This window comes from Robertmurraya dakarensis (genome assembly GCF_900156875.1).
Lineage (GTDB): Bacteria > Bacillota > Bacilli > Bacillales > Cytobacillaceae > Robertmurraya > Robertmurraya dakarensis.
This window is the reverse complement of record NZ_LT707408.1, coordinates 514,946-528,564: the sequence shown is the minus strand read 5'-3', so window position 1 is coordinate 528,564 and position 13,619 is coordinate 514,946. Positions and strand designations below refer to the sequence as shown.

13 protein-coding genes are annotated in these 13,619 nt (G+C 39.2%); 3 read left to right on the top strand and 10 right to left on the bottom strand.

All coding sequences use genetic code 11. The features are described from left to right. Window positions 1-56: 56 nt before the first annotated feature. From CZ487_RS03575 to CZ487_RS03540, 8 genes are all read right to left on the bottom strand, one after another. Window positions 57-1,199, bottom strand: a complete 1,143-nt coding sequence (locus CZ487_RS03575; protein WP_077210850.1) for a DEAD/DEAH box helicase — start codon at window positions 1,197-1,199, stop codon at window positions 57-59. A gap of 71 nt (window positions 1,200-1,270) precedes the next feature. Beyond that, the gene (locus CZ487_RS03570; protein WP_077210849.1) at window positions 1,271-2,494 is read right to left on the bottom strand and encodes a Ger(x)C family spore germination protein; all 1,224 of its coding nucleotides are present in this window, start codon (window positions 2,492-2,494) and stop codon (window positions 1,271-1,273) included. After that, a complete protein-coding gene (locus CZ487_RS03565) occupies window positions 2,494-4,077 on the bottom strand; it encodes a spore germination protein (protein ID WP_077210848.1) in 1,584 nt (527 codons plus the stop codon). The genes CZ487_RS03570 and CZ487_RS03565 overlap by 1 nt, the downstream gene beginning before the upstream one ends. Next, complete coding sequence (locus CZ487_RS03560) at window positions 4,064-5,188, bottom strand: GerAB/ArcD/ProY family transporter (protein ID WP_077210847.1); 1,125 nt, start codon at window positions 5,186-5,188, stop codon at window positions 4,064-4,066. The genes CZ487_RS03565 and CZ487_RS03560 overlap by 14 nt, the downstream gene beginning before the upstream one ends. Then, the gene (locus CZ487_RS03555; protein WP_077210846.1) at window positions 5,185-5,412 is read right to left on the bottom strand and encodes a hypothetical protein; all 228 of its coding nucleotides are present in this window, start codon (window positions 5,410-5,412) and stop codon (window positions 5,185-5,187) included. Before CZ487_RS03555 ends, CZ487_RS03560 begins: the two co-directional genes overlap by 4 nt. A gap of 163 nt (window positions 5,413-5,575) precedes the next feature. Further along, on the bottom strand, window positions 5,576-5,734 hold the full coding sequence (locus CZ487_RS03550) for a DUF1540 domain-containing protein (protein ID WP_077210845.1): 159 nt from the start codon (window positions 5,732-5,734) through the stop codon (window positions 5,576-5,578). Window positions 5,735-5,810: 76 nt separating this feature from the next. After that, window positions 5,811-6,272, bottom strand: a complete 462-nt coding sequence (locus CZ487_RS03545; RefSeq protein WP_077211843.1) for a threonine/serine exporter family protein — start codon at window positions 6,270-6,272, stop codon at window positions 5,811-5,813. 18 nt (window positions 6,273-6,290) lie between these two features. Continuing rightward, complete coding sequence (locus CZ487_RS03540) at window positions 6,291-7,055, bottom strand: threonine/serine exporter family protein (RefSeq protein WP_077210844.1); 765 nt, start codon at window positions 7,053-7,055, stop codon at window positions 6,291-6,293. Between the two features lie 169 nt (window positions 7,056-7,224). Between CZ487_RS03540 and CZ487_RS03535 the strand changes: the two genes are divergently transcribed. Continuing rightward, window positions 7,225-8,061 carry an HAD family hydrolase gene (locus CZ487_RS03535; RefSeq protein ID WP_077210843.1) on the top strand — a complete coding sequence of 279 codons (837 nt, stop codon included), beginning with the start codon at window positions 7,225-7,227 and terminating at the stop codon, window positions 8,059-8,061. Window positions 8,062-8,144: 83 nt separating this feature from the next. Further along, window positions 8,145-9,140 (top strand): NADPH:quinone oxidoreductase family protein, encoded by a 996-nt coding sequence (locus CZ487_RS03530; RefSeq protein ID WP_077210842.1) that lies wholly within the window; start codon window positions 8,145-8,147, stop codon window positions 9,138-9,140. Window positions 9,141-9,229: 89 nt separating this feature from the next. On the opposite strand, the gene recQ is transcribed toward CZ487_RS03530, so the two are convergent. Both recQ and CZ487_RS03520 read right to left on the bottom strand, forming a co-directional pair. Beyond that, a complete protein-coding gene (gene recQ, locus CZ487_RS03525; RefSeq protein ID WP_077210841.1) occupies window positions 9,230-11,377 on the bottom strand; it encodes a DNA helicase RecQ in 2,148 nt (715 codons plus the stop codon). Between the two features lie 277 nt (window positions 11,378-11,654). Continuing rightward, window positions 11,655-12,449: an HAD family hydrolase gene (locus CZ487_RS03520; protein WP_077210840.1), complete on the bottom strand. Its 795-nt coding sequence runs from the start codon at window positions 12,447-12,449 to the stop codon at window positions 11,655-11,657. A 214-nt stretch (window positions 12,450-12,663) separates the two neighbouring features. Here CZ487_RS03520 and CZ487_RS03515 point away from each other — a divergent pair. Further along, window positions 12,664-13,619, top strand: a 956-nt coding sequence (locus tag CZ487_RS03515) for an MFS transporter (RefSeq protein ID WP_077211842.1), incomplete at its 3' end; no start/stop codon positions are given.

Below are 13,619 nucleotides of genomic sequence, written 5' to 3'. Positions count from 1 at the left end.
CAATGGTAGTATGAGTATACAAATGAAGACTTATACGGTGACAGTGACAACAACATTTACCTTCTATCTTCCGCCTTTGTTATCGACCCTTTATAAAATACTCTTTTCTCGACTTCAATACCGAGTTCGCGGCATATCTTTTTTAATTCTCTTTCCTCACGATCCGTTACAATTGAAATAACGGTCCCGTCTGCACCAAAACGCCCGGTTCTGCCCGAACGGTGAACATACTGTTCGATGTCCTTCGGAAAATCATAATGGACAACATGGGTAACTCCATTAATATCTAAACCTCTGGCAGCAACATCTGTTGCAAGAAGCATATTCACCTTGCCTGTCCTGAAATTCTTTAAAGCATTCTTACGTTTATCCTTATTAAGATCACTATGCAATACCGCCGTCTCGATCTCGTGAAAGGTCAGCTTTTCACTTGCAACCGTTAAGTTTCCAATGTCTTTAATAAAGACGAGCGACTTAGCTTCATCAAGGCGTGATATTTTCTCCAGGATCTTAATTTTCTCCCGCTGCTCTGCTGTAAAATAAATATGCTCCACCTGTCCAGAATGAATGCTTTCATCTTTTTCGATTCTTATGACTTCAGGCTCATTCATTAAAGCTTTCGCTTCCTTCTCTATAACTTGAGAAAGCGTTGCTGAGAACAAGACAACTTGACGGTCGGCAAGTGCTGATTTAATGATAGTTTGAACAGTCGGTAAATGTTCCTTGGTAAGAAGCTGATCCCCCTCATCCAACACGATTGTTTTGACTTCATGCATCTTGATTTTCTTTTGCTTTATTAGCTCAAGGGTTCTCCCAGGAGTTCCAATAATGATATGGGGATTTTTCTTCAATTTTTCTAACTGTCTTTTTACATTGGCACCGCCAATAAAAGAGGCTGAGCGTATCCCGCTGCCTTCACTCCATTTTTGTATCTCTGATAGAATTTGCATCACCAGTTCTTGTGAGGATGCTAAGATTACCCCTTGAATGGTTTTCTTGTCAGCATCAATATTGTTGAGCACTGGCAATAAATAAGCAAGGGTCTTGCCCGTACCTGTCGGTGATTCAGCCAAAACATCTTTTCCTTCAAGCATCAATGGAATCGCTTCAGCTTGAACTTGAGTAGGCTCGCCAAACTGAGACTTTTCCCATACATTCTGAATAAATGGCTTCAATCGTTCTTTTAGTAGTTCACTCATAACATACTCCTTTTTTCATGCTATGTTAAAGATACAGAAAAAAATTAAAAATTACCAGATTGACACCTACATTACTCTTCCATTCCATCAGATAACTCTGTTAAGAAACTTTTGCTCTTTGTTCCTGCCCTTCTAATCTGCACTTTAGCAGAAACGACCACTTCTGCTCTAGCAAACTCCTTATTCCAGTCATCTTCAACGTCTTTAAATTTTTTATAATCCTGACGATACAATGCTTCTCCAAATCCAAATATATCTACACCATACTCTTTTTGTGTTTTACTTATTGTCCTTCCTACACTCTCTTCAATATATTTTTCTGCATTCTTCTCTAACTTTTTAAATGTGTCAATTTTTGTTAAATCATCCGAACACTGAGTTTCAATAATCTGGGCTTCTGTATAGATGTTTACCTTTAATACGGGTTGTTCATTTCGATAGTACGTCTCCATTTTTGTTCTGCTATTAGGAACTCTAACATTCACATATTGCTTTTCCTTCGCACTGTCCCCATGATCATGACAAGGAAAAGTGAGAGTCGTTTGCTTCAAATCCTGTGTCCACATATAATTCCGTGAATCATCTAATGATAAATAACCTGCTAATTTTTCATTATCAAATACAGCTAACCCATCAAACAAAATAAGTGCTTCACGACCATTTGACATATTACTTTCCTGTTTACTTCCTTTTTCTGGATCCCCTTTTAAGACAACTGTATTTGTAACAGGATTTCGCCCCTTAGATATGAGTGCATCAATGAAATCCGATAGAACCACTTTCGGATCCCCTCCCCAACCCTCTGCAAAGCTTTTAGCTTGCTTCTGAAGTTTTAGTGATGGAACCTTCTCTAACGGGTTATTTATTTTTACATAATCTTCTGCTTTATGACTTTTCGTTATCAAAATATTAAAGTCATTTCGAAAAGGAGCGCTTCTTTCCAAACCATCTAAAAAACCTAGTATTCCTTCTTCGGCGATTTTTTCATTTATAAACAACACTCTAGTATGGGAGAAGACCAGCTGTCTGCTCGCACCTACATTCACCTTCCCTGCCAGATCTGCAATAGAGTTCCCCTCTTGTACCATAGTGGATACCGGAGCCCCTTGTTGAGAGGATGTCTTGGAAAAATTCGCTGGATTCATATATTCCAATGTTAGACGGTATTTCTTATCCTCTCCTGGGTCAATCGCCATTCCCGTGACAATGGCGATATCATTTAATTCCACACTATCCCAGCAGCCTGTTAAGACGAAAGCAACCATAACTAATATAAGAAGACATTTTCTTTTCATCAGCCGCCCCCCTTTTGCATAGGTGGAGAAGGCTTGCCACTGCCTTCTTTTTTTATTGGTGACTTTGTATATAAATAAGTGGGCCGTGTTCTATTTGTCCATAAAGGCAGCCTAACAAATACATCACCCTGATCCTCAAGTTTAAATGGAGCAATTGGTGCTAAGTAGGGTACCCCAAATGACCTTAGACTAACGAGATGGATCACCATCACAATCAAAAATAAGAGCACACCATACAACCCGTATACAGCCGCGCACAGTATTAAAATAAAGCGAAGCAATCGCGTTGAAATTGAAAAGTTATAAATCGGTGATACAAAACTCGCAATTGCAGTAAAAGCCACGACAATGACTAAAACATTGGAAACAAGCCCCGCTTCCACAGCTGCTTGTCCAATCACTAAAGCACCCACAATCGATACCGTCTGCCCAACAGCTCGCGGCATACGTACGCCTGCTTCTCTTAATACTTCAAAAGTCAGCTCCATGATAAAAATTTCAATTACTGCTGGAAAAGGAACTCCTTCTCTTTGGGCTTGAATACTTACCAATAGCTGTGTTGGCATTAATTCTTGATGAAAGGTAGAAAGAGCAACATATAAAGATGGCAGTACTAAAGCGACCATGAAGGAAATATAGCGGATTGCCCTTATAAAACTTGACATCAGAAATGGTTGATAATAGTCCTCTGACGATTGAAAAAAGTCTGTCAGTACACTAGGGACGGTTAATACGAAAGGACTGCCATCCACAAATATCGCTGCTTTTCCTTCCAAAATATGTCCACATATGCTATCTGGTCTTTCTGTATTAAAAGTAAGCGGAAACGGTGTAAAAGACTTATCTTTTATAAATTCTTCAATATTTCCTGAATCCAATACTCCACCAATATCCACTTTTTTCAATCGATTACGAACCTCATTTAATATATCTTCATTCATTATATTTCCAATGTATCCGATAGCCACCGTAGTTTTTGTGTCACGGCCAATGATCATACTCTCAAAGGTTAATCTAGGGTTCTTAATTCTTCTTCTCACTAGACTAATATTTGTATTAATATTTTCAACAAACGACTCTTTTGGCCCTCTAATAATCGTTTGAGTGCTAGGCTCCATAATAGCTCGATGCTCTTTATTTCCTATTTCTAGTGCCAATGCTTTTTTTTGTCCATCTACCATAATAACAGCGTAACCATTTAATACTTGCCAAACGACTTTGTGAAAGTTATCAGCATATTCAAAGGCACAAGTAGGGAAATAAGTATCACGGATCTCTTCAATATCCATTAAAAGGGACTGTTTGGAGGATGACTTCGCTGCATTTAACACTTTATTTGTAAGGGCATCTTTATCTAACATCGTTCCTAAATAGCAGACACACGCCTCTTGATCTGCTATTTTAATGGAATCGATATTAAAATCAAATGTGTCCTGGAAGAGATTTTTTAACTGGTTTTTATTTTTTTTGAGATTTGTAAAATATTGCTTTGATATTTCATCCTGTTCAAATAATTCTTCCTCTGTTTTTTTATTTCCCTGTTTATTTTTATGCCTTTTAAATAAGATATCAAACAGACTCATTGTCCGTTCTCCTTTGTTGTTTTTTTACCTTCCAGATCAGAATAGGTGTAATTAATGCCGGTATAAATAGTTGAAAAGGTAAATGCAAAAACATGGGAATGACCATAATTCCTTCCTCAATATGTTCTGCAAAAGTATCACTAATTTGAATCGAGAAATAACTGATCACCATTCCTAATGGGAATACCAAAGTCCGATATGGCTTATTGATAATGACTTCTATCCCTTTTAATCCTCCATAAAAAAACACACTCACCTTTACAATAATTCCATACATGACGATAAATACAATAATTAAATCGACTCTCTCAATGAAAGCAAGTAAAGAAATTTCCCTTGCCGCTGATAGCAAAGGAAAACTTGATCTTTCCCACATATTAAGACCAAGCGTCGTTATTTGAATGACTGATGCGTAGATGATCATCAAGCCGCTGATAGCAACAGCTGCTATACTAACTTTTCCAGCCTTTTTGAACTTCGTTAAATAAGGAATGATCATCATGAATGCAATCATTTCTCCAAAAGGAAACGTGAGCAGCTGTGGGAAAATGGCTTTTGCAATCGGCCCTATTCCATCCGCTAAAATGGGCTGTAGATTTTTAAATTCCATCTCTCCAGAAAACAAAGTCCCTAATCCGATAAAGATAATAAATGAAAAGACATAGGGGATAAAAACTTCACTTGTTCTCCCAAGGACCTCCAATCCTAAATACAGCATATACACAATGACTAACATCATGGTAATAGCAATGGTCTCAATCGGAGTTCTTTTAAAAATTACGGTGATAATTAATTCACAAAAATCTCTCAGCACTCTCGATGCAATATAGAAAAAATAAAGCACATAAAGGGCTCCAATGAACTTTCCTACCCACTTGCCAAGACAAAATACTAATATTTCAAAAAGGTTTTTTCCAGGCAACTTACTTAACAGGAACATATAAAAAGCGATTAAGCCAATGCCAATACCTGTTGCTAACGCTATCGCAATCCATGCATCCTGTTTCGCTTCCTGTCCAACTCCAACTACCGCTACGCTGCCAACTTCGAAGATAAAAATTAAAATCGCCAGCTGCCATAGTGATAATTTCTCCACTAGTTTCGGGTTCATCCTTTTTGGGATCCTTTACCTTTTTTCAGTCGATAATCTACCGCAATAGCGTATAAAAAACCAACTCCCACTCCCACGTTGATCATCCATTCATTTGTCCCCTTTCCTTGCATAAACAGGTAGGAAAGGGATGTTAAGAAGGATTGTTTATAAATAAACATATCGATTGTTGAAACGAGTGAAAGCAGGGCTATGTAGACCGTACAAAATGTCAATGTAATCAAGCTCTATCATCCTAAATACAATAATATTCTTGGTAATGAACCATAAGGAGCGCCAGATTTTAACTGGTTTCTCATATTTTTCTCAACTATGCCTTAATTATGCCTGTTTTTGGAAATCAATCATAAATAAAGAAGACAGCCCGTTTAGGCTGCCTTCTTTCTTTTAAAGTCCTTCAGGTTCAAATGTTTTACAATCTGTTTCCCTGCTATCATTTGCTTCTTTTCCTCTATGACTAACCACAAAAATCTCTGATGCACCACATTTCATTCCATCCCGATTATGAACACAATTTGCTACTTCACAAAGAACGTCTTGTGCCATTATTCCACCCCCTGCTTATATTTTGTACCGAACACGGGGGCAAGATTCTGCATGTTATTGGATGAAGTTCCAAAGATTATGGCGTACGTTTCATTTTAATTTTCGGGGTTTCCTTTGTTTTTCTGATCACTTGGTTTATGACCTCAGAAAAAATCAGCCCTAACGCAATTGCCCCTGATAGCAGAAAGGCCTTTGCCGCTAAACTGACCGCTAAATTATAGTTATTTTCGACAAAATTTCTCATGGCATCATAAGCCATCCCGCCAGGAACCAAGGGAATAATGCCCGCTACAATGAAGATGATAATAGGGGTCTTATACATTTTTGCAAAAAGCTGACTAATTACAGCGACGACAAAGGAAGCCGCCAGTGTAGCCCCGACTGAATCGAAGTCAGATTCTGTCATTAAAAAGTAAATAACCCAGCCTGCCATACCAACAACCCCACATGGCAGAAGGGATTCCTTTTGCGTATTGAAGATAATTCCAAACGCCGCTGATGCGATAAAGCTCGTAATCAGTTGTTCTAAAATAGGCAACATTCCACATCTCCTTTCTCAGATAAACGAAAGAACAACCGCAATCCCTGACCCAATAGCAAATGCAGTCAGCAGCGCTTCCGCTCCTTTCGATATTCCTGAAACCAAATGACCGGTCATTAAGTCTCGAACGGCATTGGTGAGGAGGAGGCCTGGAACTAAAGGCATAACAGATCCTATAATAATTTTATCGATTTCGACACCCCACCCGGTAAATACGAATAAATAGGAGAGAATCCCAATTATTAACGATGCTGCAAACTCCGCAAAAAACTTAATCGGGACGAGGCGATGAAGGAAAATAACGCTTAGTAGTCCTGCCCCTCCAGCGATAAATGCTGGCAAGAAATCGTACCAAGACCCCTTAAACATGATTAAAAAACAACCGCTGGCTAGCGCGGCAGCTGATACCTGTGTAGGAATAGAATAAGTATAGTTTGAAGAAGACTCGATCTCCTTTAGTGCGTGATACGATTCTTCCAGGGTTAATTCTCCATTGCTAATTCTTCTTGAAACGCTATTGACAAGTGTAACTTTATGTAAATCAGTCGTTCGCTCGGTTATTCGGATAAGCTTTGTCTTGGTAGGCTGTTCACTTTCGATGGAAAAAATAATAGCTGTTGGGGTAACATAATTATGTGATTCCTTTCCCCCTAACGAATGAGCAATTCGTCCCATCGTATCCTCGACACGAGCCGTTTCTGCACCGCTTTGAAGCATAATCTTGCCCGCAAGCAAGCAAACTTCCATGATATCGTATGTATAGATTTTTTCTTTGTCCATTTGCTTTCCCCCGGAATTGAAACATAGTAATTGTACGATTAAGGATGTCATAATGTTTCTTATTTACCTGCGATAAATTGTATCATATCCTTATCTTCAACGTAATAAAGGGATAATGCTAGAGATAAATCATCAAAAAGTATTACACTGAATAATAGAGGTGAAGAACATGAATTTATCAAAATCAAAAGTGTTGGTCTTTGATTTAGATGGCACTCTTTACGAAGATACCCACCACTTTGATTATCAAGCAGCACGACTAAAAGAGAAACTACCGGAAAGTAAACAAGATTTATTTGAAAAAGATTACCGTGCAGCTAAAATAGGTGAACATCCGTTAATCATTGGACGGATATTCGATGTAGTAAACGATCTCATTCTAGTGCAGCTAGACAATATCGTAAAAGAAGCGTATCAATGGAATGGAAACCCGCTTTCGCAAGAAGAAATCGCAAAGCTTTATCCGAGTAAAATTGAACTTGATTTCGAAAAGATGCTTAATGTCGGTGACCCATGGTGGATTTCGATGTCGATTGCAGCTCATTATGGAATGGAATATAAAGTTTCCTACCAGGCTTTTTTAGAAACAAGAGAATATATGATGAGCCCCCAGTTTGTCATGGAACCAATTCCAGGCTTTAAGGACGCTTTGAAGGCTGTACATGAAAAAAGAGACCTTGTGCTTTTGACCAATAGCCCTGAGCCTGACAGTGAAGCCATATTACAAAAGCTCGGCCTTCATGAAATATTCGCACTGAAAATCTTTAATGGAGAGAAACCAACTAAAACAGTGGATCGGTTTGAGCAAATTAAAGACCACTTTCAAGTGTCTTATGACGAAATTGTGAGCATTGGGGATAACTGGATAAATGAAATCCGCCCAGCTAAATCTCTTGGCTGCTCCACAATCTTTATTGATGCATACAGATTAGGCGATGAAACATTTGCTGATTTGGTTGTACAGAGGATGTCCGAGGTTATTCCTTATTTAAAAAACATTAATTAGAAATTTTAACCATCTTAACCATTCAGTTCACTCCCATTTTCCCGTATACTATAAATATCTGATAAGTGAGAGGAGTTTGAAGATTGGAAAATCAGTTCAAAGCATTTTTTGTAAATAAAACAGATGATCAAGTTACCACTGAAGTGAAAGAGATTAACCTAGAGAATCTGCCAGAAGGTGACGTTGTTATTAAAGTCGCTTATTCCAGCGTCAATTACAAAGACGGACTGGCAAGCCTTCCGAATGGCAATATTGTTAGAAGTTATCCCTTCGTTCCAGGAATTGATTTAGCGGGGGTTGTAGTCAGTTCGAGTGATCCACGCTTCCAACAAGGCGATGAAGTGATTGCGACGAGCTATGAAATTGGCGTTTCTCATTACGGAGGCTATAGTGAATACGCCAGAATTCCTAGTGAGTGGATCGTCCCTCTGCCAACTGGTTTATCACTGAAGGAATCCATGGTGTATGGAACAGCTGGATTTACAGCCGCTTTGTCTGTTCATCAATTAGAGAAATCAGGTTTAACACCTGAAAAAGGGAAAGTCCTAGTAACAGGAGCTACTGGCGGTGTAGGCAGCATAGCTGTTTCAATCCTTGCTAAAAAAGGCTACGAAGTGGTCGCAAGTACAGGCAAGGCATCTGAACATGATTACCTGAAGAAAATCGGTGCAAGTGAAGTAATTTCAAGAGAAGAAGTACTAGGAGAGAAACTAAAGCCACTTGATAAACAACTTTGGGCTGGTGCAGTCGACCCTGTTGGCGGAAAGTCACTTGCTGCTGTTTTAAGTAAAATTACATACGGCGGTTCTGCTGCTGTGAGCGGTCTAACTGGCGGAACTGATCTTCCTGCTTCCGTATTTCCATTTATTTTACGGGGAGTAAATCTGCTTGGAATTGATTCCGTCTACTGTCCAATGGAAATGAGAAAAACCATTTGGAACAGATTAGCTACTGACTTCAAAACAGAAGATCTTCTCGAAACGATACAACATGAAATAAGTTTAGAAGAACTCCCTCAAGCGTTAGACACGATTTTGAAAGGACAAGCAAAGGGACGAATGATTGTAAAACTTTCATGATTATAAGAAAGGACGCTGGCGGTTGTGACCCCAAAAAGTTTGATTTTCACTCTAACTTTGGGTGCAGTACCAGCTGCGTCCTTTTTTAACTACTCAGTCTTGACACCAATTTTGCTATTTTGCAGATACACTTTAATCATAAAATAGGAAATTTCCTTCGGGAGAAGCTCCTTAATGGGTTTCAGCTTTTCTCTGCCTGCTTCCTCCACAGCCTTTTCAATAAGCGGTATAATAGTCTGTGGCAGCACTTCTGAAAAATCTACTTCCATCCCTTCGTCAGCACAGTGAATAAGATGATTCTCGATTGTATTTGTTGAAAGCTCACGCTTCTTTGCGATTTCCCCTACCGTTAATCCGTCATTAAATAATTCCAACGTTATGTAATGAGAATTTTTCTCTGCTTTTTTTGCAGGCTTTTTGGGCTGATTCGCAGCGGGTGTTTGTTGTTTTTCCTCTAGTCTTTCTGGATGCTGCCGGCAAAATTCAATAATTTTATTGATAAATTCTCCACCATATTTTTGTAGTTTATGCTCCCCTACCCCGCTAACCTGAAGAAACTCTTCCTCATTGTGAGGCAATTTGACACACATATCCTTCAATGACGTATCTGAGAAAATGACAAATGGGGGTACTTTTTCATTTTCAGCGATTATTTTCCTAATCTTGCGGAGCTCGTCGAATAGCGGGTCATTTGCGGAAATCGCGGGCTTGGCCTGTACAATTTCTTTTCTATAGACTTCTCTATTTCCAAGCAGTACTTCTTTTCCTGCCGGTGATACAAATATCGTTGGGAATGAACCATGCTCGACACCAATACATTCTTGCGATATTAAGAACTCTATAAATTCACTTATTTCCTTTACGCTTTTCTCTTTTAAAATTCCGTAAGTTGGCAGTTGATCAAATTTTAAATCGAGGATTTTTTTATTTTTCGAACCGGTCAATACTTGAGCCACTGCATTCTTTCCAAACCTCTGCCCCATTCGAATGATACACGATAATACCATCTGCGCTTCCTTTGTTACATCAATACTAGAACGGGAGTCCATACAATTCCCGCAGCGCCCGCATGGCTTAATTTCTTCTTCGCCAAAATATTCAAGAATATGTCCCTGCAAGCAAAGCTCTGTATGGCAATAATCAATCATTGCTTGAAGCTTTTCAAGCTCCGTCGCAATTCTGCTTCTATCAGCTGATTGGTCGATTAAAAAACGCTGTACCTGAACATCTTGAGGTGAGTATAACACGGTACAATCACTATCAAGCCCATCTCGTCCGGCACGTCCGGCCTCTTGATAGTAGCTTTCCATATTTTTGGGAAGCTGGAAATGAACGACATAACGTATATTTGATTTATCAATGCCCATTCCAAATGCAGATGTGGCAACCATAACGGTGGTTTGATCCTGCAGGAATTTCTCTTGCTCAAGCATTCGATCTTTGTCACCCATCCCCGCATGATATCTGCCAACTTTTATATTTTCTTTTCGAAGCTTTTCGTAAAGCTGATCAACCGTTTTTCTTGTCGCAGCATAAATAATGCCTGCCTCTTCAGTATTTTTCTTCACATAATTTTTCAGATAGGCATAACGATCCTGCCCTTTGATTACATGGAAGGAGAGATTTTCCCTTTCAAAACCTGTCATGATGGTATTCTCTTCATTAATATGGAGAGTTTGCGTAATATCCTTCCTTACCATCGGGGTCGCCGTTGCTGTTAAAGCCATCACTTGCGGCTTTTGAGGCAGCCTGTCAATCATTCTTTGGATATGCAGGTAGCTCGGACGAAAATCATGTCCCCATTGAGATATACAATGTGCTTCATCAACCGCAATTAATGGGATTTCCATTTTTTCTAAACTCCTGATGAAGTCAGATGACTCTAGACGTTCAGGAGCTATGTAAAGAAGCTTATACCTACCTTCCATTGCATCTCGGATTCTTTCATTTGCTTCACTGATGCTAATTGAGCTGTTTATATAAGTAGCAGCAATCCCCGCCTGCAACAGCGCATCCACTTGATCTTTCATTAGCGAAATAAGGGGTGAAATAACAATGGTAGTCCCTTCTAGAACCAATGCGGGGATTTGATAACAAATCGATTTGCCTCCTCCAGTCGGCATTACGCACAGGACGTCTTCTCCATTTAACACTGAGGAAATCGCATCTTCCTGCCCGCTGCGAAAAGATGAATAACCAAAATAAGACTGCAGGTATTCTTTTGCTTTTTGTAACATACGTCAAACCTCCATTTGTTCATTTGGGTTGTTGAATTGTTGAGTGTAACGGAAGGATAAAAGAGAGGATACTAAAGGATTTGACAGCAAAAGGGGTGGAATCACACCCTTTTGCTGTCTCCTTTGCTAGTGAATAGGCGGGTTTTGTACCATTTTTTCCGATATCGGTCACTTTAGCATGGTTATCGGTCAGTTTTTCGATATATCGGTCACTTTCACTGAGATATCGGCTACATTTTCGATATATCGGTCACTTTTACACATATATCGGCCAAACCTAGTTTTCTTTGTTTAATTCTTCAAGAATGGTAAAAAGCTCTTCAAGATGTTTGATTTCAAAATCTGGAACCACTTCATTGCGTTCCTTGTCATGGCGATTAATCCAAACAGACTTCATGCCAACACGAGAAGCACCTAAAATATCGGTCATCAAATTATCTCCGACCATGATCGCTTCGTCTTTCTTTATATTCATACGCTCTAAAGCATGTTCAAATATGGTTGGATCTGGCTTTCCTCTGCCAAATGCACCAGAAATCACAATCTGATCAAAATACGGAACCAGCTCAGGCGTTATCTCAAGCTTCGTATTCTGAAGGTCTGGTGAACCGTTTGTTAAGAGCAATAGCTTGTATTTCCCCTTTAACTTATCTAACACCTGGAAGGATTCTTCATAAACAAATGGTTTTTTTCGGCGTTCAGCAGGAAAACGCTCCGCTAGTTCTTGTCCAAATTCGGGATCGTTGATTCCAACTGCCTCAAGCCCTTTCGTCCAAGCATCTTTTCTATATCCAGGAACAATATCCTTCATTTTACGGAAATTGTCATCATCATCTAAGAAATTGCCCCATAAGCCTTCAAAAGGATTAATTCCTATCATTTGTGTGAAGGAATATGTTTCATAGGATGCATACAGCTCTCTTGCTTCCTTTCGAACCGCTTCTTCGAAAACCTCTGGGTCCACACCGTATTTTTCCTGTGCCACTTTACATGTTGCTGCAAATGCTTCTTTTACACTTTTTTGATCCCAAAGCAATGTATCATCAAGATCAAAGAAAATTGCGTTAATCATTACTAGACAACCTCATTTCCCCATAAAAATCTGCAACTTTTTCTGCTTAAAATTAAGGTTACAAGGAAATGAGGAATAAGTAAATAGAAGCTTTGCAATTTTCGGATACAAATGTCAGGTGTTCTGCCCCAGTTAAAAATATTTGTATTAATTGTAAATTGCCTTATTATAATATTTAGGAAAACGAAATGTTTTTCAAGAAAGAAGTGTTACCATGAACGAACAAAGTTTGGCAAAGCGGAACTTAATGATTATGTGGTTTGCCAATTTTTTCATTGGCGGCAGCATGACAATGGTTCTTCCTTTTATTGCCTTGTATATTGAAACATTTGGGCATTATTCCGAGCAATATGTACAACAATGGGCAGGTATCACGTTCGGAGTTACGTTTGTAACCGCCTTTATCTTCTCACCTATTTGGGGTCGGATTGGGGACCGGTATGGCCGGAAGAAAATCTTGATCTTTTCCGCGTTTGGATTAGGTTTTTCTATTCTTTTAATGGGTTTCGTCACATCTGTTTGGCAGTTATTTGTCCTTAGATCCTTTATGGGTATCTTCGCCGGTTTCATTTCTATGTCCCAGGCTTTTATCTCCACCCAGACCCCTAGAGAAATCGCAGGACGAGTGCTAGGCACATTACAGACCGGCAGTATCACCGGACAGTTATTCGGCCCTCTGCTCGGGGGAGTTCTGGCTGATACAGTTGGATATGCAACAACCTTTAGATGGACGTCAATTGCAATCCTTATCTCAGCTTTATTAGTCATTGCAACGAAAGAATATCGAATGCAGGATAAAAAAGGGGCCAAAACGAATTATTCCAGCAAGGAAGTTATTAGGCATATAACACAGCATCCTGTTTTATTAAATGTTCTGCTTATTTCAACCCTTATTCAAATTGCACATTTTAGTATTCAACCGATTCTATCCCTATATGTCAGTGAACTCCACGGACAAGAAAATTTGGCACTATTTTCTGGCATTGCCTTTTCTGCCGCTGGACTTGGCAACTTAATGATGGCAAGGCAATGGGGAAAAGTAGGCGATCGCTTTGGTTATATTAAAATACTAATTACCCTCCTATTTTTAGCGGCCATCTTTTATTTACCTGGGGCCTTTGTTACGAATTTCTGGCAGCTCGTATTCATCCGCTTTGCGCTTGGTATAGC

Bases quoted from the DNA above. Each gene is read 5' to 3' on its own strand.
- CZ487_RS03575 (WP_077210850.1), bottom strand. From the start codon at position 1,199: ATGAGTGAACTACTAAAAGAACGATTGAAGCCATTTATTCAGAATGTA.
- CZ487_RS03570 (WP_077210849.1), bottom strand. From the start codon at position 2,494: ATGAAAAGAAAATGTCTTCTTATATTAGTTATGGTTGCTTTCGTCTTA.
- CZ487_RS03565 (WP_077210848.1), bottom strand. From the start codon at position 4,077: ATGAGTCTGTTTGATATCTTATTTAAAAGGCATAAAAATAAACAGGGA.
- CZ487_RS03560 (WP_077210847.1), bottom strand. From the start codon at position 5,188: ATGAACCCGAAACTAGTGGAGAAATTATCACTATGGCAGCTGGCGATT.
- CZ487_RS03550 (WP_077210845.1), bottom strand. From the start codon at position 5,734: ATGGCACAAGACGTTCTTTGTGAAGTAGCAAATTGTGTTCATAATCGG.
- CZ487_RS03540 (WP_077210844.1), bottom strand. From the start codon at position 7,055: ATGGACAAAGAAAAAATCTATACATACGATATCATGGAAGTTTGCTTG.
- CZ487_RS03535 (WP_077210843.1), top strand. From the start codon at position 7,225: ATGAATTTATCAAAATCAAAAGTGTTGGTCTTTGATTTAGATGGCACT.
- recQ (WP_077210841.1), bottom strand. From the start codon at position 11,377: ATGTTACAAAAAGCAAAAGAATACCTGCAGTCTTATTTTGGTTATTCA.
- CZ487_RS03520 (WP_077210840.1), bottom strand. From the start codon at position 12,449: ATGATTAACGCAATTTTCTTTGATCTTGATGATACATTGCTTTGGGAT.